Genomic DNA, 22,284 nt, shown 5'->3' with positions numbered 1-22,284 from the left:
ACCGATTGCAAAAACTCGTCTCGCCAGAGAACCCAAATGGCTGATCGGCGTTCAGCTTCCCGACCGAAGGAACGGCGACGCTCGGGGCGCGCTGATCGGCTTAGGGGAATCCATATGATTTCACGCACCAGCGCCGGCGTCGCCACGCTCGCACTCGCCGCCGCGCTCAGCCTTTCGGCGTGCGGCGACAGCAAGGGCAACGCCGAGAATCCGGCGCCCAAATCGGTCGCCCAGGCGGCGGGCAACGAGGCCACGCAAGAGAAGATGAGCCTCTACATCGACGCCTTCAACGCGCTGATCGACGACCCCTGGGGCGTGACCAAATACTACGGCGAGTATCAGAAGCTGGATATTCCCAACGCCTCGGCTTCGGCGACCCTGCACTTCCCCGAGAACATCTCCCATTTGGAACGGGCGATCGAGAAGCTCAAGCAGGGCCGCGCCCTGAACGGCGCCAATCAGGGCAAGAAGGCGGATGAGACGGTCGACAAGCTGATCCCGCAACTGGAGGCGCTTCTCGCCCAGTGGCGCACGTTGGACCCCTACTTTGAGTCCCGCGCCTATCGCGAAGACAATCTGGCCAAGGCCAAGGGCGCGCACCCCGCACTAATGCAGGCCTATCAGGGCAGCGTCAGCGGGATCGAGGCGCTCGACGCCGCCCTTTCCGAATATCAACGCGCCAGCAACGCCGCGAAGATGGAAGCCATGCGCAAGGCCGGCCACGCCGCCGAGGCCAGCGTCCTGGACGCCATGCAGAAGGCCGACTTCTTCACCAATGCGGTGATGGAGAACAACAAGACCGAAGCCGACCGCCTCTTGCCCGATCTGGAGGCCTCCGTCGCCAAGCTGCGCGAGGAACAGGCCAAGATGCCCTCGGACAGCCGCAACCGGTCCACCCTGAACAGCATCGCCGACAACCTCAGCGGCATGATCGGCGAGTATCGCGACTTCAAGCAGACCGGGGCCGACGGCTACCGCGAGCAGGTCGTGGACAGCTACAACAGCGCGATCGGCAACATGAACCGCGTGGAACTGCCCGCGTAACGACCCTGCGTCCGGCCGTCACGCGCGGCCGGACGCGCTTCTCGCGAACTGCGCCGGGGTTGCCAGACGGCTGTGATCGGATCACGAAGGGCCTATGCGCCTAGACCGTTTCGTCACAGCGGCCGTCGCCGCCCTAGTTTGTCTCGCGAGCCCCGCCATGTCCCAGACCCCGTCCGCTTCCGTTCCCAACGAAGCCCCGTGGGACCAGGCCTTCCTGCCGCCCGCTCCCGCCTGGGACGGCCCCAGCCGCGCCCTGCTGCGAGGCGCCGCCGATCCCTGGGTCACGGCGTTCGAGGCCGATGCGGCGCATGACTTCTCGCCCAACTACGCCGACACCCGCGCCTGGTTCGACCGGCTGGACGCGGCCAGCGACCTGATCCGCATCGAACAGTTCGGAACCTCGCCGGAAGGCCGGCCGATCTACGCCGTCATCGCCTCCAAGGACGGCGCGGCCTTCGATCCTTCCAAGCCCGTCCTGCTGGCCCAGGCCGGCATCCATCCGGGCGAGATCGACGGCAAGGACGCGGGCATGATGCTGCTGCGCGACATCGCCTTTTACGGAAAAGACGGCCTGCTGGACCGGGCCAACCTGATCCTGATCCCGATCCTCAGCGTCGACGGGCATGAGCGCGCGGGCGCCTATTCGCGCCCCAACCAGCGCGGGCCGCGCATCCAGGGCTGGCGCCACACGGCGACCAACCAGAATCTGAACCGCGACTTCATGAAGCTGGATCAGGCCGAGATGCAGGCCGTCATGGGCCTGATCCACAAGTATCAGCCGGACCTCTACGTCGACATCCACGTCACCGACGGCATCGATTATCAATACGACGTCACCTTCGGCTACAACGGCGAGGACGGCGTCTGGAGCCGCAGCCCGGCCATCGCCTCATGGCTGGACGCCGCGTTCAAGCCCGCCATGTATGCGGCGCTGGAAGCCCAAGGCCACATCCCCGGCGAACTGGTCTTCGCCATCGACGACCGCGATCCGAAGAAGGGGCTGAACGACGGCGGTCTGGGCGAGCGCTTCTCGAACGGCTGGGGTTCGGCGGCGCACGTCCCGACCATTCTTATCGAGAACCACAGCCTGAAGCCGCACGAACAGCGGGTGCTGGGCACCTACGTCTTCCTCGAACAGGCGTTGAAGCTGCTGGCCGAAAAGTCCGTCGACCTGCGCGCCGCCATCGCCGCCGACCGCGCCCTGCGTCCCGCCGAACTGCCCGCCAATTTCGACAGCGACGACACGCCCTCGCACACCCGCCCCTTCAAGGGCATCCGCTATGAGACCTTCGACAGCATCGCCTCGGGCCGCCCCGAAATCCGCTGGCTGGGCCAGCCGGACGCCGAACTGTGGCCCATGCCCTTCTACGGCTCGCACCCGACGCTGACGCTGAAGCGGCCGAGCGCCTATTGGGTGCCGTCCTATCGTCAGGACGTGATCGAGCGCCTGCGCGTCCACGGCGTGCAGATGGAGACGCTGGACGCCCCGCGCACCGTCGCCGTCGACATGCTGCGCCTTGTCGATCCCAAGGTGTCGGCCCACACCAACGAAGGCCATGTGCCGATCTCGGTCAGCGAGGTCCGGCCCGAGGCCCACGACTGGACCTTCCCCATCGGATCGGTGCGCGTGCCCACCGATCAGCCGATGGGCGACGTCGCCATCCTGCTGCTGGAGCCGCAGTCGAACGAGAGCTTCTTCGCCTGGGGAATGTTCCCCGAGGTGCTGAACCGCGTCGAATACATCGAGGCCTACGCCATCGCCCCGCTGGCCGAGAAGATGCTGGCCGTCGATCCGGCGCTGAAGGCCGAATTCGAAGCCAAGCTGGCGGCCGACCCCGCCTTCGCCGCCGACGGCGACGCGCGTCTGGCCTGGTTCTATGAGCGCACGCCCTTCTACGACCAGCGCTATCGCCTCTATCCCGTGGGGCGTGAAAATTGAGCCTGATCCCGACCATTCAGGCCGCCGCCCTGTGGGGCGGCCTGCTGATCCTGCTGCTGTTCGTCCTGTCGGGCGTCGTGGTGCGGCGCCGTCGTCAGCATCTGGTCGAGTTCGGCGACGGCGGCGTGCGCGAGCTGGTCTGCGCCACCCGCGCCTTCTCCAATGCGGCCGAGTATATCCCGGCCGGAATGTGCGGCCTGATCCTGCTGGCCTTCCTCGGCGCCCCGGCCATGCTGATCCATGCGGTCGGCGGGATGCTGTTCGCCGGGCGGGTGATCCACGCCCTGGGCCTGCTGTTCCAGGAAGGGCCGTCGCTGGGCCGTTCGGTCGGCATGATCCTGACCTGGCTGGCGCTGCTGGTCGCGGCCGTCAGCCTGATCGCCTGGTCGATCCTGTAACTGTCTTCCCTCTCCCGATGGGAGAGGGTGACAACGGTTGCGCGCCCTGTTTCCCTCCGCCATATCGGGGCATGTCCGATAAGACGCCCCCCCCCGACATCCTGAACGATCTGATCTCCGCCGCGCTGAAGGCCGGCGCTGATGCGGCCGAGGCCGTGTCCGCCCATCGCGCCTCCCTGTCCGTCGGCGTGCGCAACGGCGCGCTGGAAGACGTCGAGCGTGAAGAAGCCCGCGACCTGGGCCTGCGCGTCTTCATCGGGCGGCGTCAGGCGACGGTGTCCGCCTCCGACCTGTCCGACGCGACCCGCGCCCGTCTGGTCGAGCGCGCCGTGGCGATGGCGAAGCTGGCGCCGGAAGACCCCTACGCCGCCCTCGCGCCGCAGGACCGTCTGGCCGCCGCCCCGCACGCGGACCTCGACCTCTATGACCCCGCCGAACGTTCGGCCGAGGCGCTGGAAGCCGCCGCCGCCGAAGCCGAGGCCGCCGCCCTCGCCGTATCGGGCGTGTCCAAATCCGAGGGCGGCCACGCCTCCTGGTCGGCCAGCGAGTGGCGCCTCGTCACCTCGCACGGCTTCGACGGCCGCCATCGCGGCAGCGCCTTTTCTCTGGGCGTTGGCGTCATCGCCGAGAAGGACGGCGCCATGGAGCGCGGCGGCGAAAGCCGCGCCGTGCGCCACCTGTCCGACCTGCCCGACGCCGCCTCCATCGGCCTGAAGGCAGGCGAGCGCGCCGTCGCCCGCGTCGGCCCACGCAAGATCGCCTCGACCACCGCCCCCGTCATCTTCGAGAACCGCGTGGCGACCCAGGTGCTGTCGCCGCTGCTGGGCGCCATTTCCGGCCCGTCGATCGCGCGCGGCAGCTCCTTCCTGAAGGACAAGCTGAACCAGAGCGTCCTGCCGACCGGCGTCGATCTAATCGACGACCCGTTCCGTCCGCGCGGCCTGGGCTCCACCCCCTTCGACGATGAAGGCGTGGCGGTCGAGCGGCGCGAAATCGTCAGGGACGGCGTCCTGACCACCTGGCTGCTGAACACGGCCTCGGCGGCGCAGCTGAGTCTTCAGACTACCGGCCACGCCTCGCGCGGGCTGGCGGGACCGTCGGGCGTCTCGACCCACAACCTGCACCTGACGCCGGGCGAAGGCGATCTGGACGCCCTGATGGCGCAAGCCGGGACGGGCCTGCTGATCACCTCCATGTTCGGCCCCTCGCTGAACGGCAACACCGGCGACTGGTCGGCGGGCGTGTCCGGCTTCTGGTTCGAAAACGGCCAGCGCGCCTATCCGGTCAGCGAAGTCACCGTGGCGGGCAATCTGATCGAGCTCTACGCCCGCCTGCAACGCGCGGGTGATCTGGAGTTCCGGGGCTCGTTCAACAGCCCCTCCCTGCTATTCGACAAGGTGGCGATCGCGGGCAAATGAGCGATTTCAGCGCCGACCTCGCCCTGATCCGCGACGCGGCCCTGGCCGCCGGTCGGCTGGCGCTCGAACACCGCGCAGCCGGGCTGAAGGTCTGGTCCAAGGACGGCGGCTCGCCCGTCACCAGCGCCGATCTGGCGGTGGACCAGCTGCTGCGCGATGCGCTTCTGACCGCCCGCCCCGACTACGGCTGGCTGTCCGAGGAGACGGCCGACAGCACGGAGCGCCTGTCGAAGAAACGCATCTTCGTCGTCGATCCGATCGACGGCACCGTCGCCTTCATGAAGAACAAGCCGTGGTGGTGCGTGCCCATCGCCGTGGTCGAGGACGGCCGTCCCGTCGCCGCCGTCATCCACGCCCCGATGATGGACGAGATGTTCGAGGCCACGCTGGGCGGCGGCGCCCGCCTGCAGGGACGGCCCATCAGCGCCTCCGACACCGACGACCTGGAAGACGCCGAGCTTCTGGCCGACGCCCGGCTGATGGAGGCGCGCGAATGGGACGAACCCTGGCCCTCGATGCGCTTCTCCAAGCGCAACGCCCTGGCCTATCGCATGGCGCTTGTAGCGGCGGGGGCCTTCGATGCGGCCATCGCCATCAGCCCCAAATGGGACTGGGACGTCTGCGCCGGCGCCCTGATCGCCGAAGAGGCCGGGGCCAAGGTCAGCGACCATATGGGCCGTCCGTGGCGCTTTAATCGCCCCGATCCGCGTCAAACCAGCCTGATATGCGCCGCACCGGCCCTTCACCCGTTGATCGTGAGGCGCACAGCGCCTATCCCGCTGGCCATCTGACATTCCTCCCGCAATGGACCCCCTCTCCATGGCCGACTCTCACGATCCCCAACTGCTTCACCTCGTCATCGGCGGCGAGATGCGCCACCCGGCCGAGCCCGTCTTCCGCGACCTGTCGCAGGTCGAGTTCGTCGGCGCCTTCGGCAACTACGAAGAAGCCAAGAAGGCCTGGAAGGCCCGCGCCCAGGCGACCGTCGACAACGCCCACATGCGCTACTTCATCCTGCACGCGCACAAGCTGATCGATCCGCGCACCGACGCCTGATCGAGCATTCACGGCGTCATCACGCCGCTGTTCAGGAACCGCAGAGGCGGCTGATGCGCTTTCTCATCAGTCGCCTTTGTCATGAACAGGATTCGCCATGCTGCCGACCCTCATCGTCCTGCTTCTGGTGGTCGTCGCCGTGGCGGCGATCGTGTGGGTCGTGCGCAAGGGGCCGCCGCACGTCGCCCGCCCCGGCGAGGATCAGGACACCGCCTGGAACGACCCCTTCCCCCCTTCTGATCGGGACCGCAGACCTTGACGCTATTCGGCCAGACGCTGGACGGCCAGCAGATCTTCGGCGTGGTCTCCCTGATCGCCGTCCTGGCGCTATGGCTGATCGTCCTGGCCCGCCAACGCGATCACGTCCGTCAGATCAAGCGCTGGAAGAAGGAACAGGCGGCGCGCAACGCCCCGCCGCCCGCCGCCGGACGCGGCCCCTGGGGCTGAGGCCTATTCGCGTTTCAACAGGCGGTCGACGACCAGCTTGCCCCACCAGCCGGCCTTGAACTCGGCGCGGATCGCTTTGGGATCATAGGCGTCACTCTCGACCCAGTCCTCGAAGCTGACGCCCCTGGGTTCGACCTCGGCGACGTATTTCTCCAGCGTATAGTCCAGCACGCCGGTCAGCCCCTCGCGGCTGTGCAGGGTGCGCTTGCCCAGTTCCTCCATCGCCGCCGAGATCGGCTCGCCCAGGTGGAAGTGGCGATAGAAGACCGCCATCATTCCCGCCCGGTCCGCGCCCGACTTGCAGTGGATCAGGGCCGGATACTCCATCGTCTGGAACAGGGCCTTGGCCCGGCGCACCCGGTCCTTGCCCGGCGGATCGCGCGAATCCAGCGGCGCGTCGATCAGCGTCAGGCCCAGCCGTTCGCAGGCGTCCTTCTCCAGCCAGTAATAGGCCTCGTCCCTTTGACCGCGCAGATTGACGACGGTGCGGATTCCCTGCCGGTTCCACCAGGCCAGCTGGCGCGGCGACGGCTGATTGGTCCGCACCAGATCCGGTCCCAGCCAGTGGGCGTTGGTGAACGCCGTGCGCAGGAAGGCGTGATCCTTCCAGAAATAGGACCAATGCGCCTTGAAACGGCCGAACGGCGTAGTCAGATCGTAGCGCCCCATGACGGCGAGATAGCGCCGTTTGCACCCGGCGTCACCCGTCCAAGGCCGTCTCTCTCGCGCGCGGCCGCTTGACTTGACGCCTCAGCCGTTCGACCGAAGGCCGATGATCGTTCCCGTCCCCCATGCCGACGCCCGCGAGCCGCTGCGGCCTCTGCTCGCCCGCATCTGGCGCGAGTATCTGTCGCGGCACAAGCCGGCCTTCTTCGCCTCCATGCTGCTGGCGGGCGTGTCGGGCGGGCTGACGGCCCTGCTGCTGAAGTTCCTGGAACCGGCCATCGACCTGCTGTTCGGCAAGCACGCAGGCCCCGTGACCATCTGGAACACCGTCACCATCCCGGCGGACAAGGTGCTGATCGCCATCCCCCTGTTCATCATCGCCGTGGCGGTGATCCGCTCGCTGGCCATGGCGGGTCAGGCGGCGCTGGTGAACCGGCTGGGCCACGGCATCGTCGGCGACATCCAGAAACAGCTGTTCTCGGGCATGATCCGGGCCGACCTGTCGCGCCTGCGCAGCCAGCATTCGGGGACGTTCGTCTCCTCCGTCCTGTTCGACGCCAATCTGGTGCGCGAGGCCTTCACCTCGGGCGTGGTCAACTACACCCAGAACGCCTTGATGCTGCTGGGCGTCATCGTCGCCATGGGCTTCATCGACCTGCCGCTGACGCTGATCGTCCTGCTGGGCGTGCCGCTGGTCAGCTGGATCATCGGCCGCTTCGGCAAGAAGTCGAGGAAGGCCGCCCACGGCGCCATGGTCGAGACCGAGGCCCTGTCCAGCGCCCTGATGGAGAACCTGGACGGCGTCCGCGTCATCAAGATCGAAAACCGCGAGGCGGCCGAGGAAACCCGCGTCTCCACCGTCATCGACCGCCGCCAGCGCCACGTCATCAAGGGCGCCGACAGCCGCGCCTTCGCGGGTCCGGCCAGCGACATCGTCGCCTACGGCGTCGTCGCCGCCGTCATGGCCTATGCCGGATGGAGCGCCAGCCGGGGTCATATGACGGTGGGCGCCTTCGCCTCCTTCATCGGCATGCTGCTGCTGGCCGGTCAGGCCCTGCGTCAGGTGACGAACCTGACGACGGTGCTGAGCGAAGGCTTCACCGCCGCCCGCCGCCTGTTCGCCGCCTTGGACATCGAGCCCGAGATCCGCGAGGCCAGCGACGCCGCCCAGGTCGCGCCCGGCCCCGTCACCGTCGCCCTGGAGCAGGTCTCCTTCGCCTATCGCGCCGACGAGGACGGGTCCGCCCCGACCCTGTCGGACGTCAGCCTGCACGTCGCGCCGGGCGAGACCATCGCCCTGGTCGGCCCCTCGGGCGGCGGCAAATCGACCATCCTCAGCCTGCTGCCGCGCTTCTATGACGTGACGGCCGGCCGAGTGACGCTGAACGGCCGCGACATCCGCGAGCTGAGCCTGTCGTCCTTACGCGACCACATCGCCCTGGTGACGCAGGAACCCTTCCTGTTCGACGATACCATCGCCGCCAACATCGCCTATGGCCGCCCCGGCGCCACGGCCGAAGACATCGTGGCCGCCGCCCGCGCCGCCGCCGCCCACGACTTCATCGCCGCCCTGCCCGACGGTTACGCCACCCGCGTGGGCGAGGCCGGCGCCCGCCTGTCCGGCGGCCAGCGCCAGCGCATCGCCATCGCCCGCGCCTTCCTGAAGGACGCGCCCATCCTGCTGCTGGACGAAGCCACCAGCGCCCTCGACACCGCGAGCGAGGCCCTGGTTCAGGCCGCGCTGGAGCGGCTGATGGACGGCCGCGCCACCCTGATGATCGCCCACCGCCTGTCGACGGTGAAGAACGCCGACCGCATCTACGTCATCGAGGGCGGCCGCGTGGTCGAGGAAGGAACCCACGACGCCCTGGTCGCGCGCGGCGGCCTCTACGCCCGTCTGGCCCGGCAGCAGTCGCTGGACAGCGATCCGATCGCCTTGCCCCCGCTGGCTGAACTGCCCGACGAGACCGGCGCATGAGGCCGCTTCGCAATCCGATCATCCAGAACGCCGCCGCCTGGCTTTTGTCCGAGTGGATGCGCTTCTGCTACGCCACCATCCGCTGGACGCACGAGAACGAACAGGTCGCCGAAGAGGTCTGGGCCGACGGCGGCGGCGTGCTGTGCGCCTTCTGGCACTCGCGCCTCGCCCTGGGCCCCGCCTCCTGGCCCATGAAACGGGCGCAGCCGGTCAAGGGCCTGGTCTCCCTCAGCCCTGACGGCGAGTTCTTCACCAAGGCCGTGGGCCGCCTGGGCATTCCCGCCGTGCGCGGCTCTTCCTCCAACAAGGACAAGGCCAAACAGTCCAAGGGCGGCGCCCAGGCCCTGCGCGACGGGCTGAAACAGTTGAAGGTCGGCGGTCTGGCCATCACGCCGGACGGTCCGCGCGGCCCGGCCCGCCAGATGGCCGAGGGCCTGCCGCTGATGGCGAAGATGTCCGGCGCGCCGGTTCTGTTCATCGGCCTGTCGTGCAGGCCGGCGATCCGATTGAACAGCTGGGACAAGGCGATCCTGCCCCTGCCGTTCGGCAAGGGCGCCGTCGTCTGGGACAAGGCCTGGTATCCGCAAGGCGCCGACCTGGCCGAGGTCACAGCCGACTGGACCGCCCGCCTGACCGCCGTCGAGGCCCGCGCCGACGCCCTCACCGGGCTGGAGCGCGTCTGAGCGTGTCCTTCAGCCCCGCCCTGATCGCCTATCAGCTGCTGACCCGCCAGCTGGAGCCGCTGGCCCCGCGCATGCTGGACGCCCGCGTCAAGAAGGGCAAGGAAGATCCCTCCCGCGTCGATGAACGACTGGGCCTGCCCGGCATGGCGCGCCCCGACGGGCCTCTGGTCTGGATCCACGGCGTCAGCGTCGGCGAGGCCCTGTCCATCCTTCCGCTGGCCGAGCGCATCCGCAAGGACCGCCCCGACGTGACGGTTCTTGTCACCACCGGCACCCTGACCTCGGCGCAGGTGCTGGCGACGCGCCTGCCGCGCGGCGTCATCCATCAGTTCGCCCCGGTCGACGCCCCGTCGGCGGTCGCCGCCTTCCTCGACCACTGGCGGCCCAACGTCGGCGTTTTCGTCGAGAGCGAGCTGTGGCCCAACCTCCTGACCACGGCCCGCAAGCGCGGCGTGCCCCTGGCCCTGGTCAGCGCCCGCATCACCGACAAGACGGCGCAGGGCTGGAAAAAGGCCCCCGGCATGGCGCGCGCCCTGATGAACGGGTTCCAGCACGTCTGGCCTCAGGATCAGGACAGCGCCGACCGCCTGAAAGCGCTGGGCGCCCGCGTCGACGGTCAGGTGAACCTGAAATTGTCCGGCGAGCCCCTGCCCTATGACAAGGGCGAGTTCGCCCGCCTGTCGGCTCTGATCGACGACCGCCCCGTCGTCGTCGCCGCCAGCACCCATGAGCATGAGGAAATGGCCATCGTCGGCGCGCTGGATCATCTGGCCGACCGCCTGTTCCTGATCGTCGTGCCGCGCCATCCCGAACGCGCCGACGCCATCGCCGAGGCCCTGGCCCACGACGGCTACGGCTTCGCCCGGCGCAGCCAGGGCCAGCCGATCTGCGACCAGACCGACATCTACCTGGCCGACACCCTGGGCGAACTGGGCCTGTTCCTGCGGCTGGCCGATGTGGTGGTCATGGGCGGCTCCTTCGCCCCGGCGCTGGGCGGCGGGTCGGTCGGCGGCCACAACCCGCTGGAGCCCGCCCGCCTCGCCAAGCCCATCGTCACCGGCCCCGACGCCAGCAACTGGCAGGCCGTGACCCGGATGCTGAAACAGGCAGGCGGCCTCGTCTCCGTCCTGTCGCCCGCCGAACTGCCCTCGGTCGTCGGCCCCATGCTGGCTGACCCCGAGGCCGCCCGCGACATGGGCGAGCGCGCCCGGCGCTCGGCAGAGGCCGCCGCCGCCGGACTGGACCGCCTGTGGCTGGCGCTCCAGACCCACCTGCCCGCCGCCCCTTCACGCAGACGCCCATGAAACTGAACACCCCCCGCTGGTGGTATAGCCGCGACCGCCGCCACGCCCCGGTGACGCGGATGCTGCTCAAGCCCGCCTCATGGCTGTGGGCGGGCGTCACGGCGCGCAAGATCGCCCGCGCCACGCCGGTCGATCCGGGCGCAGCGGTCATCTCCATCGGCAATCTGACCGTCGGCGGTTCGGGCAAGACGCCCGTCGCGCGCGAGACGCTGCGCCTGCTGCGCGCCCAAGGGGTCGAGGCCGCCGCCCTGTCGCGCGGCTATGGCGGCAGGCTGGAAGGCCCTGTTCGCGTCGACCTGACCCAACACTCAGCCGCGGACGTCGGCGACGAACCCCTGATGCTGGCGCAAGACGCCCCCGCCTGGATCGCGCGGGACCGCGTGGCGGGCGCCCGCGCCGCCGCGGCCGACGGCGCCTCCGCCCTCGTTCTGGACGACGGCCATCAGAACCCGGCGCTGAAGAAGACCCTCAGCCTGATCGTGGTCGACGGCGAGACGCGCGGCGACGAATGGCCCTTCGGCGACGGCTCGGTCTTCCCCTCCGGCCCGATGCGCGAGCCGCTGAAGGCCGGGCTGGCGCGCGCCGACGGCGTGGTCGTCATGCTGCCGACCGACATGGACGCCGCCGATCCCGAACTGCTGGAGGTCTTCGGCGACCTGCCCGTCTTCATCGCCCGGCTGGAAGCCGCCGCCCCGCCGCCGCCCGGCCCTCAGGTCGGCTTCGCCGGTATCGCCAAGCCGTGGAAGGTCGAGCGATCCCTGATCGCCGCAGGCTGCGACCTGAAGGATTTCGTCCCCTTCCCCGACCACGCCGCCCTGTCCGAGCGCGACTTCGCCTTCCTGAAGGACCGCGCCGCCGTCTACGACGCAGGCCTCGTCACCACCGAAAAGGACTGGGTGCGCCTGACGCCGGAGCAGCGCGCCGTCATCGCCGCCTGGCCCGTCGCCGCCCGGTTCGAGGACGAGGCGGGCTTCACGGCCTTCCTCATGCGCGCCCTCTGAATTTTTCCGACAATCGGCCAGCCTCCCCCGGCGCCTGTGCCAGACTGCCCTGTCAGCCACAGGGGATTTCAGACGATTCAGACGAATTGGACTCTCTTTTTTCCTTCTCCCCTTGAGGGAGAAGGTGGCAGGCGGAGCCTGACGGATGAGGGGTGTTTGCGTCACAGCTGAAATTTTCAGCCCCCTCAGCCCGCGCCTCTTTTTCGCAACGCCGCGTCGACACCCCTCATCCGAGCGCCTCCGGCGCCCACCTTCTCCCACAAGGGGAGAAGGGCTTTAACACCGACATCACCGCCCGCCGTCTTGACTCCCCGCCCCTCTGGACCGACACGACCCAACCATGATCACGCGCTATTCCCGCCCCGACGCCGTCGCCATCTGGTCGCAAGAGACCAAGTACAAGATCTGGTTCGAGATCGAGGCCCACGCCGCCACCAAGATGGCCGAGCTGGGCGTGATCCCGAAGGAATCGGCCGAGGCCATCTGGGCCAACGGCAAGGACGCCACCTTCGACGCCGACCGCATCGACGAGATCGAGCGCACCACCAAGCACGACGTCATCGCCTTCCTGACCCATGTGGCGGAAATCGTCGGCGAGGAAGCCCGCTTCCTGCACCAGGGCATGACCTCTTCGGACGTGCTGGACACCTGTTTCGCGGTGCAGCTGGCCCGCTCGACCGACCTGCTGCTGGGCGGCGTCGACCGGGTGCTGGCCGCGCTGGAGACCCGCGCCAAGGAGCACAAATACACCCCGACCGTGGGCCGCTCGCACGGCATCCACGCCGAGCCCGTGACCTTCGGCCTCAAGCTGGCCGGCTATCACGCCGAGTTCCAGCGCGCCAAGCGCCGCCTGATCACCGCCCGTGAAGAGATCGCCACCTGCGCCATCTCGGGCGCCGTCGGCACCTTCGCCAACGTCGATCCGGCCGTCGAGCAATACGTCGCCGACCAGATGGGTCTGGCCGTCGAGCCGGTCTCGACCCAGGTCATCCCGCGCGACCGTCACGCCGCCTATTTCGCCGCCCTCGGCGTCGTCGCCTCCTCGATTGAGCGTCTGGCCGTCGAAATCCGCCACCTGCAGCGCACCGAAGTCCTCGAAGCCGAGGAGTTCTTCGACAAGGGTCAGAAGGGCTCGTCGGCCATGCCCCACAAGCGCAACCCGATCCTGACCGAGAACCTGACCGGCCTCGCCCGTCTGGTCCGCTCGGCCGTGACCCCGGCGATGGAGAACGTCGCCCTGTGGCACGAACGCGACATCAGCCACTCCTCGGTCGAGCGCGGCATCGGCCCGGACGCCACCATCCACCTGGACTTCGCCCTGCACCGTCTGGCGGGCGTGATCGAGCGCCTGAACGTCTACCCTGAGAACATGCAGAAGAACCTCGACCGCCTGGGCGGCCTGGTCTTCTCGCAACGGGTCATGCTGGCCCTGACCCAGGCGGGCGTGTCGCGCGAAGACGCCTATGCGGCGGTTCAGGAGAACGCCATGAAGGTCTGGCGCGGCGAAGGCGCCTTCATCGACTTCCTGAAGGCCGACGCCCGCGTCACCCTCCCCCATGACGAGCTGGAGGCCCTGTTCGACCTCGGCTACCACACCAAGAACGTCGACGTGATCTTCGACCGGGTGTTCGGGGCATGATTCCGGCAGGCGGCCTGGCGCTCAACCCCGCGCTGGTCGCCGCCGACCACGCGGAAATCTACGCCCGCGACGGCATGGTGCAGATCGGCGACTTCCTGACCCCGGAAAGCGCCGAATGGCTAGCCTCCACGCTTGAACGGGCGACGCCCTGGCGACTGGCCCTGTCCCACCAGGGGCGCGGCCAGATGTTGAAGGCCGAGGCCGCCCGCGCCCTCGGCGTCGCCGAACTGCAACGTCGTGTCGCGGCGGCCAGCGCGGATGCGGCCAAGGGTTTCGCCTTCGTCTATCAGGCCTATCCCATCATCAGCGCCCTGCTGGACGGCGAAGATCCCGGCCACCCGACCCATGTCCTGGCCGAGTTCTTCAACAGCCCGACCTTCCTCGCCTTCGCCCGCGCCGTGACGGCGGAGCCCAATCTGACCAAGATCGACGCCCAGGCGACCTGTTTCCAACCGGGCAACTTCCTGACCCTGCACGACGACACCGGGGATGGAGAGCGCCGCGCCGCCTATACCCTGGGCCTGACGCGCGAATGGCGCGGGGACTGGGGCGGCCAGCTTCTGTTTCACGACGAGGGCGGGGACGTGCTGCGAGGCTTCAAGCCCCGCTTCAACGCCTGGACCGTTTTCCGAACCCCTCAGCTTCATTCCGTCTCCCAGGTCGCCAACTATGCCGCCAAGCCGCGCCTGACCGTAACCGGCTGGTTGCGAGACGACCCGCCTCACGATCCCCGTTGAAATGACATCCTCGGCCGATGCGCGCCGGCGAGCCTTCGCGCCGGTCGTCGATGAGCGCACTCGCGTCCTGATCCTCGGCAGCCTGCCGGGCGACGCCTCGCTGAAGGCGGCCCAGTACTACGCCCACCCGCAGAACGGCTTCTGGCGGCTGATCGGGGCCGTGATCGCCCAACCGGAGCTGGCCGCCCAGCCCTATGAGGCGAGGCTGGAGCGCGTGCGGGCGGCGCGGATCGGGCTGTGGGACGTGATCGCCTCGGCCGAGCGACAGGGCAGCCTGGACGCCGCCATCCGCAACCCGGAAGGCGCCGACCTGACCGCCCTGATGGCGCGCCTGCCCGATCTGCGCGCCGTGGCCTTCAACGGCGGGACGGCGGCGCGGCTGGGTCGACGCGCCCTGGCGGGAGCGTCCGGCGTCGCGCTCCTTGACCTGCCTTCGTCCAGCGCGGCCCACGCCCGGCCGTTCGCCGAGAAGCTGTCGCGCTGGACCGCCCTCGGGCCCTATCTGGGCTGAGCCGAGCTTGGCCGCACATCACGCGCCGCGCCCGAAAAATTGATCGCGAACGCATCCTTTTGCGCGGGCAGCCGTATTCCTTCCCGACGCGGCCTCCCCCCGTTTGCAAGCCGGCGTCGATGGAGGACTCTCATGACATTCACCCGCATCACCGCCCTCGCCGTATCGTCCGCCGCCCTGTTGGCCGTGGCCGCCTGCGGCCAGAACGAGACGAAGAAGGAGCCGGCGCCGGTCGAGACCGCCCCGCCCGCCATGGCCCCCGCCACCACCGAGCCCATGGTCGGCGGCGTAGCGATGAACCCATCCGACAATCTGGTCGCCAACGCCTCCAAGGCCCCGAACCTGACCACCCTGGTCAGCGCGCTTCAGACCGCCGGCCTGACTGAACGACTGCAGGGCGCCGGCCCCTTCACCGTCTTCGCGCCCGACAATGCGGCCTTCGACAAGATCCCCGCCGCCACGCGCGAGGGCTGGATGCAGCCGGCCCAGAAGGCGGCGCTGACCAAGCTGCTGACCTATCACGTCGTTCCCGGCCGTCTGACCGCCGCCGACATCGCCGCCCAGGCCCAGGCCAACGGCGGAACCGCCACCCTGACCACGGTTCAGGGCGAGAAGCTGACGGTCAAGGACGCCGGCGGCGGCAAGTGGCAGATCACCGACGCCAAGGGCGGAACCTCGACCATCACCCAGGCCGACGTGGCCCAGTCGAACGGCGTGGTTCACGTCGTCGACACGGTGTTGATGCCGAAATAGGCGTCGGATCGAACCGACCGGCCGCGGGCGCGTTGATCCGATGCGCCCCGGCGCCTCCGGTCGCTCCCGTTTCCCCGGCGGGAGGCAGATCGAAGAAGGGCCGCAACCGGCGACGGTTGCGGCCCTTCTGGGATCAGTTTGCGACGCGGATCACTCGCCGGCGCGGATCTGTTCGCGGGCGATCGAAGCCAGTTCGTCCATCTTGGAGCGCAGCTCGCCCTCAGACACCGTCATGCCCGACGCCTTGAAGTCGCCGGCCACCTTGCGGAAGACGTCTTCCTCGCCCGGCTGTTCGAAGTCGGCGCGGACCACGGCGGCGGCGTATTGCTCGGCGCTCTCGGTCGACAGGCCCATCTTCTCGGCAGCCCACAGGCCCAGCATCTTGTTGCGACGCGCGATGGCCTTGAATTCCTGTTCCTGATCGAGGGCGTATTTGGCCTCATAGGCCTGTTCCCGATCGTCGAAGGTCGTCATGCGCGTCGTAACTCCAGTCACGGACCAGTCTCGTCCGCAAACGGCTCTATGGCCTCCGGCGCGACCGAACGCAACCAGACTTCGGTCGCGTATGCTGACGCAGGGTCGCTTCAGGATATTTGTGTCACAGACGCCCTTCGGCTAAAGGGCGCGTGGTTCTATATAGCCGCCGTCGATTCAAGGACCGCGCCGCCCCGACCTTCGGGCCGCGCGTTTTTCGTTTTGAGGCCGTCCGTTTCCTTCCCGTCCGGGACCCGAAGATGAACACCAAGCGCAAGAAGCTCTACGAGGGCAAGGCCAAGATCCTGTACGAGGGGCCTGAGCCGGGCACGCTGATCCAGTATTTCAAGGACGATGCGACCGCCTTCAACGCGCAGAAGAAGGCGACCCTGGAAGGCAAGGGCGTCATCAACAACCGCATCAGCGAATTCATCATGTCGCGCCTGAACTCGATCGGCGTGACCAACCACTTCATCAAGCGCCTGAACCTGCGCGAACAGCTGATCCGCGAAGTCGAGATCATTCCGCTGGAAGTCGTCTGCCGCAACGTCGTCGCCGGCTCGCTGGCCCAGCGCCTGGGCCAGGAAGAGGGCACGCCTCTGCCCCGTTCGATCATCGAATTCTACTACAAGAAGGATGAGCTGAACGACCCGATGGTGACGGAAGAGCACATCACGGCGTTCAACTGGGCCACGACCCAGGAGCTGGACGACATCCTGGCCATGACGGTCCGCGTCAACGACTACCTGTGCGGCATGTTCGGCGCCGTCGGCATCACCCTGGTGGACTTCAAGATCGAGTTCGGCCGCGTGTGGGAGAACGACTTCGCCCGCGTCATCCTGGCCGACGAAATCAGCCCCGACTCGTGCCGCCTGTGGGATTCGACCACGGGCGAGAAGCTGGACAAGGACCGCTTCCGCCGCGACATGGGCGACGTCATCGAAAGCTACACCGAGGTGGCCCGCCGCCTCGGCATCATGAAGGACATGCCGACCGTGATTCAGGGAGGGCTGCATTAATGGCCAAGGTTAAAGTTCACGTCTTCCTCAAGCCCGGCGTGCTGGACGTCCAGGGCAAGGCCGTCGAAGGCGCCCTGCAGGGTCTGGGCTGGAACGGCGTCGCGAACGCCCGCGTCGGCAAGCTGATCGAGTTCGACCTCGACGACGCCGTCGCCGACAAGGAGGCCGAGGTGAAACGCATGTGCGAGACCCTGCTGGCCAACACGGTCATCGAAAGCTACCGGATCGAAATCGCCTAACGGCGATGACGGGTCAGACGATCAGGGCCGCTCGAAAGAGCGGCCTTTTTCTATGCCCTCCGGCCTAGCCGCACAGGTAATCCCGGCTCAGCGGCGCGGCCGTCTGCTTCTTCGTCAGCTGCAGCTGGAACACCATGTGGCCCAGCTCGCGGAAAGCGACCTCGCTGGCGGCGAGATAGAACTCCCACATCCGGCAGAAGCGCTCGTCATACATGGCCAGCGCCTCCCCGCGCCTCGCCAGAAACCGCTCGCGCCAATGCCGCAGCGTCTCGGCGTAGTGCAGGCGCAGCACCTCCATGTCCGTGACCCACAGGCCCGCGCGTTCGATGGCGGGCAACACCTCTGACAGGGCCGGGATATAGCCGCCGGGGAAGATGTATTTGCGCACCCACGGCTGGGTGCGGTTGGGCGGCGAGTTGCGCCCGATGGAATGGATCACGGCCACGCCGTCCTCATCCAGCAGGCGAGCGACGGTGTCGAAATACTCCTGATAGTTCGGCACGCCGACGTGCTCGAACATTCCCACCGAGATGATGCGGTCGAAGGTCTGGTTCAGGTCGCGATAGTCCTGAAGCCGAAAGTCGGCCCGGTCCGCGACGCCCAGCGCCGTCGCCCGCTCATTGGCCGTCCGGTGCTGTTCGGTCGACAGGGTGACGCCGGTCACCCGCGCCCCGCGCTCGACCATCGACAGGCCCAGCCCGCCCCAGCCGGCGCCGATGTCCAGGGCGCTGTGACCCGGCTCCAGCAGAAGCTTGTCGATCAGGCGGCGCTTCTTGGCGACCTGGGCCTCTTCCAGACTGGCGTCCGGCGTCTCGAAGAAGGCGCAGGAATATTGCAGGTCGTTGTCCAGGAACAGGCGGTAGAAGTCGACCGTCAGATCGTAATGGTGATGGACGTTGCTGCGCGCATGAAGCCGGTCGTTGGCCTGCTCGGCGCCGCGCCTGATCCGCTGCATCCAGGTCAGCTTGGGCGAGCGCGGCCGAAGCGCCAGCTGCGAAGTCGTCAGTTGCAGGAAGTCATAGATGCTTCCGCCCTCGATCCGGAACGTCCCGTCCATGAAGGCTTCGCCCAGGGCCAGATCAGGATTGGCGGCGATGGCGACGGCGGTCTTCATGTCCGACAGCACAGCCGTCAGTTCCGGTTCGCCCGGCCCCGCCGTCAGTTCTCGACCGTCCGGAAGCCGCACCCGGATCGACCGCGTCTGAAAGGTTCGGTCCAACAGGGCTTGCAGCATCCCGTTCCTCCGCTCATCAAGACAGCTTGACCTTAGCTAGGGACAGAATGTCGCGACGCAACGCCCGTGGCGAGTCTTCCGTTAGTTTGAGCATCCGAATCCGCCATCCAAGGAAGAGCGCGCCATGAGCTTCACCGTCACCTCGACCGACTTTTCCGACGGAGACGTCCTGCCCGACGCCCAGGTCAAGACGCTGGGCGACGCCTCGCCGCAACTGTCCTGGTCGGGCGCGCCCGAAGGAACCAGGAGCTTCGCCGTCACCTGCTATGATCCCGACGCCCCGACCGGCTCGGGTTTCTGGCACTGGACGGTCGCCAACATCCCGGCGGACGTGAACGCCCTGGCCGCCGGCGCGGGCGCCGTAGGCGGGGCGAACCTGCCCAAGGGCGCCGTCCAGGGACGCACCGACTATGGCGAGGCCGGTTTCGGCGGCGCCGCCCCGCCGCCCGGCCACGGCCCGCACCGCTACATCTTCACCGTCTTCGCCGTGGACGTGGATCGACTGGATGTGACGGAAGACAACTCGGGCGCGATCTTCGGTTTCAATCTGCACTTCCACACCCTGGCCAAGGCGTCGATCACGGCGACCTACGAGAACCGGGGCTGACCAGCCGACACAAAGCGTGATGACCGCTTCGACGCCGCCCCGGTTGATGCCGTGGGCGGCGTCCTTATTTTGCAGCGCAACCTCCCCTTGCTGCATCGCGACAATCCATGGCCCCTGCCGACGCTCCCTGCCTCGACGATCCGCGCTGCGCCGCGTCCAGCAGCGACGAGCGCGTGACCGAACCGGGCAAGGCGGCGCTGGTGCTGCTGGCGCTGGCCATGGGCGGTTTCGCCATCGGCGTGACCGAGTTCGCCGCCATGAGCGTCCTGCCCGACTTCGCGGCGGGCCTGGGCGTCAGCGAACCCAAGGCCGGTCATGTCATCAGCGCTTATGCCGCAGGCGTGGTCGTCGGGGCGCCGATCCTGGCCGTGCTGGGCGCGCGCCTGCCGCGCTGGCTGCTGCTGATCGGCTTCATGGCCCTGTTCGCCGTCGGCAATGCGCTGAGCGCCATCGCCCCCACCTATGAGTGGATGCTGGTCTTCCGCTTCCTCAGCGGCGTGCCGCACGGCGCCTATTTCGGCGTGGCGGCCCTGGTGGCGGCGTCGCTGGTGCCGCTGCGGCTCAGGACCCGCGCCGTCTCGACCATATTGCTGGGCCTGACCGTCGCCACCGTGATCGGCGTGCCGGTCGCCAACGCCGTCAGCCACAGCTTCGGCTGGCGCTGGACCTTCGCCATCGTCAGCGTGCTGGCGGTGCTGACCATGGCGCTGGTCGCCCTGTTCGCGCCGCGCGATCCGGCCCATCCCGACGCCAGCCCGTGGCGCGAACTGGGCGCCCTGAAGCGCGGCCAGGTGTGGCTGACGCTGGGCGTCGGCGCCGTCGGTTTCGGCGGCATGTTCGCCGTCTACGCCTATCTAGCCTCGACGCTGAAGGCGGTCACGGGCGTAGGGCCGGAAGTCCTGCCCTGGGTCTTCGCCCTGTTCGGCCTAGGCATGGTGGCGGGCAATCTGCTGGGCGCATGGGCCGCCGACCGCTTCGGCATGATCGCGGCGGGCGGCCTGTTGCTGTGGAGCGCGGCGGCCCTGGCCCTCTACCCCTTCGCCGCGCCGCACCTGTGGGCCGTGATGATCGTGGTGGTGCTGATCGGCGGCGGCGGCGGGCTGGGCTCGGTGCTGCAGACGCGGCTGATGGACGTGGCCGGCGACGCCCAGACCCTGGCGGCGGCCCTCAATCACTCGGCCTTCAACACGGCCAACGCCATAGGCCCCCTGCTGGCGGGCATGGCCGTGGCGGCGGGCTGGGGCTGGACCTCGACCGGCTGGGTCGGCGTCGCCCTGTCGCTGGGCGGTTTCACGATCTGGGTCGTCGCCTGGGCGACGGGGCGCAAGGCGCAACAAAGCGACGCCTGACATTCGTCCCGAAGGGTGCTAGGAGGCCCGGCCATGAGCGCAGCTGTCATTGTATTCCCCGGTTCCAACTGCGATCGCGACTGCAAGGTCGCCGTCGAACGTTCCACTGGCGAGCAGGTCCAGATGGTCTGGCACGCCGAGACCGAACTGCCCAAGGGCCTCGACCTGATCGTGCTGCCGGGCGGTTTCTCCTACGGCGACTATCTGCGCTGCGGCGCGATGGCGGCTCAGGCCCCGATCATGCAGGCCGTCAAGAAGGCCGCCGACGACGGCGTCACCGTGGTCGGCATCTGCAACGGCTTCCAGGTGCTGTGCGAAGCCGGAATGCTGCCGGGCGCCCTGATGCGCAACAGCAGCCTGAAATACATCTGCAAGCCGATCAGCATCACCGTCGCCAACGGCCAGACGCGCTTCACCTCGGGCTATCAGGGCCAGCGCGAGATCATCATGACCCAGGGCAACGCCGATGGTAACTACTTCGCCGACGAAGAGACCCTGAAGCGCATCGAGGGCGAGGGCCAGGTGGTCTTCCGCTACGTCGACAACCCCAACGGCTCGGTCGGCGACATCGCCGGCCTGCAAAATGAGCGCGGCAACGTCCTCGGCATGATGCCTCACCCGGACCGCGCGTTCGAAGCCGAACTAGGCAGCGCCGACGGCGCGATCCTGTTCCAGAGCATCTACGCGGCGGCCTAAACGCCCAGCTTGGGCGCAGCCGCGCCGCTGGCGTCGATCGTTGCGAACAGGGCGCGGATCAACGCCTGCTCCTCAGCGGTGATCTCAGGCTTCCAGACATCGAAGATCAGGATGGTGCGATCCTGATCGCTGTCGTTCGCGGCCTCGTGCTCGATCGTGTCGTCGAAGGCCCAGGCCTCGCCCGCCTTCCACTGACGCTCTTCGCCGCCGACGCGGAACCAGCAGTCCGGCGGCACGACCAACGGCAGGTGGCAGATCAGGCGCGTATTGATCAGGCCGTGGTGCGGCGGAATCTTCGCCCCCGCCTGAAGCCTGGAGAACAGAATCGAGGGCGAGCGGCCGGGGATGCGGCACAGGGGCGCCGCCGCCAGCGCCTGCATCGTCTGCGGGCAACGTTCGGCGATTTCGGGAACCTCGGCCCCGTCCTTCCACAGGAAGACCGCGCTCCAGGCGTCATTGCCCAGCAAGCCCGCCTGATCGTGCCGGGGGCGATTGGCCCGATCCTCGATATAGGGCGCGAACAGGGCCGGTTCGGCCAGGATGGCGTCCAGTTCGGCGTGGATGGCGGGCGTCGCCGCCTCGACCTCAGCCAGCCAGGCGACGGTCTCGCGCGGCTGAAACTCGATCTGCGGCAGGCCCGGAAACATGTAGAATTTCGGCTGCTGATAGTAGAGCCGCCGACGCCCCGTCATCAGGTCCAGAGAAGCCGCGAAGCGGGCGCTGGACGTCGCGGGGTCAAAGCCGCGTTGGCTCAGGCCCTCGCGCAGCCCCTGCTCGAAACGGCGCGCGCCCTCGGCCTGGGCCGCGGCGGCATGCTGCAGTTCCGCCCGCAAATCCGACGGCGGGGCGGCCATCGTGCGCGCCTGAGCCAATGCGGCGCCGTAGAAGCTCATGGCCGAGCGATGATCCCCCAGGGCGCTGAGGGCGTCGCCCTTGAACACCAGGGCGCGCGGCTCGCGCGGGTTGATCGCCAACAGGGCCTCGGCCGCCGCCGTCAGGGCTGCTGCATCTGACCGTTCGCGCGCCTGTCGAGCCTCACGGATGAGCGCGTCGGCCTGAAGCTGCGGATCCGTAGAGCGGACATCGGTCATG

General features: G+C 68.3%; 25 protein-coding genes. 21 read left to right on the top strand and 4 right to left on the bottom strand.

Annotated elements, in window-relative coordinates; genetic code table 11:
* Positions 1-114: 114 nt before the first annotated feature.
* The 8 genes from ACU5AP_RS00755 (at position 115) to ACU5AP_RS00720 (ending at position 6,302) form a co-directional block, all read left to right on the top strand.
* Positions 115-1,044: a DUF3829 domain-containing protein gene (locus ACU5AP_RS00755; RefSeq protein ID WP_128720768.1), complete on the top strand. Its 930-nt coding sequence runs from the start codon at positions 115-117 to the stop codon at positions 1,042-1,044.
* Between the two features lie 157 nt (positions 1,045-1,201).
* Entirely contained in the window at positions 1,202-2,983 is a 1,782-nt protein-coding gene (locus tag ACU5AP_RS00750; protein ID WP_446680670.1) for a M14 family metallopeptidase, read from the top strand.
* Positions 2,980-3,381, top strand: a complete 402-nt coding sequence (locus ACU5AP_RS00745) for an MAPEG family protein (RefSeq protein ID WP_040345894.1) — start codon at positions 2,980-2,982, stop codon at positions 3,379-3,381. The genes ACU5AP_RS00750 and ACU5AP_RS00745 overlap by 4 nt, the downstream gene beginning before the upstream one ends.
* A gap of 71 nt (positions 3,382-3,452) precedes the next feature.
* Positions 3,453-4,799 (top strand): TldD/PmbA family protein, encoded by a 1,347-nt coding sequence (locus ACU5AP_RS00740; protein WP_446680669.1) that lies wholly within the window; start codon positions 3,453-3,455, stop codon positions 4,797-4,799.
* Positions 4,796-5,590: a 3'(2'),5'-bisphosphate nucleotidase CysQ gene (locus ACU5AP_RS00735; RefSeq protein WP_138141003.1), complete on the top strand. Its 795-nt coding sequence runs from the start codon at positions 4,796-4,798 to the stop codon at positions 5,588-5,590. Before ACU5AP_RS00740 ends, ACU5AP_RS00735 begins: the two co-directional genes overlap by 4 nt.
* A gap of 13 nt (positions 5,591-5,603) precedes the next feature.
* Positions 5,604-5,855: a DUF4170 domain-containing protein gene (locus ACU5AP_RS00730; protein WP_003165766.1), complete on the top strand. Its 252-nt coding sequence runs from the start codon at positions 5,604-5,606 to the stop codon at positions 5,853-5,855.
* A 97-nt stretch (positions 5,856-5,952) separates the two neighbouring features.
* Positions 5,953-6,114 (top strand): hypothetical protein, encoded by a 162-nt coding sequence (locus ACU5AP_RS00725; RefSeq protein ID WP_446680668.1) that lies wholly within the window; start codon positions 5,953-5,955, stop codon positions 6,112-6,114.
* Positions 6,111-6,302, top strand: coding sequence for a hypothetical protein (locus tag ACU5AP_RS00720; RefSeq protein WP_003165768.1), 192 nt, complete (start codon positions 6,111-6,113; stop codon positions 6,300-6,302). Before ACU5AP_RS00725 ends, ACU5AP_RS00720 begins: the two co-directional genes overlap by 4 nt.
* A 3-nt stretch (positions 6,303-6,305) precedes the next feature.
* Here ACU5AP_RS00720 and ACU5AP_RS00715 read toward each other — a convergent pair whose 3' ends face one another.
* Positions 6,306-6,971 carry a fused DSP-PTPase phosphatase/NAD kinase-like protein gene (locus tag ACU5AP_RS00715; protein WP_446680667.1) on the bottom strand — a complete coding sequence of 222 codons (666 nt, stop codon included), beginning with the start codon at positions 6,969-6,971 and terminating at the stop codon, positions 6,306-6,308.
* 103 nt (positions 6,972-7,074) lie between these two features.
* Here ACU5AP_RS00715 and ACU5AP_RS00710 point away from each other — a divergent pair, with 103 nt between their 5' ends.
* The 8 genes from ACU5AP_RS00710 (at position 7,075) to ACU5AP_RS00675 (ending at position 15,574) form a co-directional block, all read left to right on the top strand.
* On the top strand, positions 7,075-8,946 hold the full coding sequence (locus ACU5AP_RS00710) for an ABC transporter ATP-binding protein (protein WP_128720519.1): 1,872 nt from the start codon (positions 7,075-7,077) through the stop codon (positions 8,944-8,946).
* Positions 8,943-9,629 carry a lysophospholipid acyltransferase family protein gene (locus ACU5AP_RS00705; protein ID WP_003165771.1) on the top strand — a complete coding sequence of 229 codons (687 nt, stop codon included), beginning with the start codon at positions 8,943-8,945 and terminating at the stop codon, positions 9,627-9,629. Before ACU5AP_RS00710 ends, ACU5AP_RS00705 begins: the two co-directional genes overlap by 4 nt.
* 2 nt (positions 9,630-9,631) lie before the next feature.
* Complete coding sequence (locus ACU5AP_RS00700; RefSeq protein WP_446680666.1) at positions 9,632-10,933, top strand: 3-deoxy-D-manno-octulosonic acid transferase; 1,302 nt, start codon at positions 9,632-9,634, stop codon at positions 10,931-10,933.
* The gene (gene lpxK / locus ACU5AP_RS00695) at positions 10,930-11,934 is read left to right on the top strand and encodes a tetraacyldisaccharide 4'-kinase (protein ID WP_128720521.1); all 1,005 of its coding nucleotides are present in this window, start codon (positions 10,930-10,932) and stop codon (positions 11,932-11,934) included. Before ACU5AP_RS00700 ends, lpxK begins: the two co-directional genes overlap by 4 nt.
* Before the next feature lie 340 nt (positions 11,935-12,274).
* A complete protein-coding gene (gene purB / locus ACU5AP_RS00690; RefSeq protein WP_128720522.1) occupies positions 12,275-13,573 on the top strand; it encodes an adenylosuccinate lyase in 1,299 nt (432 codons plus the stop codon).
* Positions 13,570-14,310 carry a 2OG-Fe(II) oxygenase gene (locus ACU5AP_RS00685; RefSeq protein WP_128720523.1) on the top strand — a complete coding sequence of 247 codons (741 nt, stop codon included), beginning with the start codon at positions 13,570-13,572 and terminating at the stop codon, positions 14,308-14,310. Before purB ends, ACU5AP_RS00685 begins: the two co-directional genes overlap by 4 nt.
* A 1-nt stretch (position 14,311) precedes the next feature.
* Positions 14,312-14,821 carry a DNA-deoxyinosine glycosylase gene (locus tag ACU5AP_RS00680; protein WP_128720524.1) on the top strand — a complete coding sequence of 170 codons (510 nt, stop codon included), beginning with the start codon at positions 14,312-14,314 and terminating at the stop codon, positions 14,819-14,821.
* A 132-nt stretch (positions 14,822-14,953) separates the two neighbouring features.
* Complete coding sequence (locus ACU5AP_RS00675; protein WP_088410111.1) at positions 14,954-15,574, top strand: fasciclin domain-containing protein; 621 nt, start codon at positions 14,954-14,956, stop codon at positions 15,572-15,574.
* A 150-nt stretch (positions 15,575-15,724) separates the two neighbouring features.
* Here the strand turns inward: ACU5AP_RS00675 and ACU5AP_RS00670 are convergent, their stop codons facing one another.
* Positions 15,725-16,048: a DUF1476 domain-containing protein gene (locus ACU5AP_RS00670; RefSeq protein WP_003165778.1), complete on the bottom strand. Its 324-nt coding sequence runs from the start codon at positions 16,046-16,048 to the stop codon at positions 15,725-15,727.
* Positions 16,049-16,308: 260 nt separating this feature from the next.
* Here ACU5AP_RS00670 and purC point away from each other — a divergent pair, with 260 nt between their 5' ends.
* Positions 16,309-17,067, top strand: coding sequence for a phosphoribosylaminoimidazolesuccinocarboxamide synthase (purC, locus tag ACU5AP_RS00665; protein WP_003165779.1), 759 nt, complete (start codon positions 16,309-16,311; stop codon positions 17,065-17,067).
* Entirely contained in the window at positions 17,067-17,306 is a 240-nt protein-coding gene (purS, locus tag ACU5AP_RS00660; RefSeq protein WP_088410112.1) for a phosphoribosylformylglycinamidine synthase subunit PurS, read from the top strand. Before purC ends, purS begins: the two co-directional genes overlap by 1 nt.
* A 64-nt stretch (positions 17,307-17,370) precedes the next feature.
* Here the strand turns inward: purS and ACU5AP_RS00655 are convergent, their stop codons facing one another.
* Positions 17,371-18,540 (bottom strand): SAM-dependent methyltransferase, encoded by a 1,170-nt coding sequence (locus tag ACU5AP_RS00655; RefSeq protein ID WP_128720525.1) that lies wholly within the window; start codon positions 18,538-18,540, stop codon positions 17,371-17,373.
* A 124-nt stretch (positions 18,541-18,664) separates the two neighbouring features.
* On the opposite strand from ACU5AP_RS00655, the gene ACU5AP_RS00650 reads away from it, so the two are divergent.
* From ACU5AP_RS00650 to purQ, 3 genes are all read left to right on the top strand, one after another.
* Positions 18,665-19,147: a YbhB/YbcL family Raf kinase inhibitor-like protein gene (locus ACU5AP_RS00650; protein ID WP_128720526.1), complete on the top strand. Its 483-nt coding sequence runs from the start codon at positions 18,665-18,667 to the stop codon at positions 19,145-19,147.
* 107 nt (positions 19,148-19,254) lie between these two features.
* Positions 19,255-20,496, top strand: a complete 1,242-nt coding sequence (locus ACU5AP_RS00645) for an MFS transporter (RefSeq protein ID WP_446680665.1) — start codon at positions 19,255-19,257, stop codon at positions 20,494-20,496.
* Positions 20,497-20,529: 33 nt separating this feature from the next.
* Complete coding sequence (gene purQ / locus ACU5AP_RS00640; RefSeq protein ID WP_003165784.1) at positions 20,530-21,192, top strand: phosphoribosylformylglycinamidine synthase subunit PurQ; 663 nt, start codon at positions 20,530-20,532, stop codon at positions 21,190-21,192.
* Here purQ and ACU5AP_RS00635 read toward each other — a convergent pair.
* Positions 21,189-22,283 (bottom strand): aspartyl/asparaginyl beta-hydroxylase domain-containing protein, encoded by a 1,095-nt coding sequence (locus tag ACU5AP_RS00635; protein WP_128720527.1) that lies wholly within the window; start codon positions 22,281-22,283, stop codon positions 21,189-21,191. The genes purQ and ACU5AP_RS00635 overlap by 4 nt on opposite strands.
* Between the last annotated feature and the right edge of the window lies 1 nt (position 22,284).

This window comes from Brevundimonas sp. RM1 (assembly GCF_052907225.1).
The sequence above is the reverse complement of the archived record's forward strand: the minus strand, read 5'-3'. Positions and strand labels throughout refer to the sequence as shown.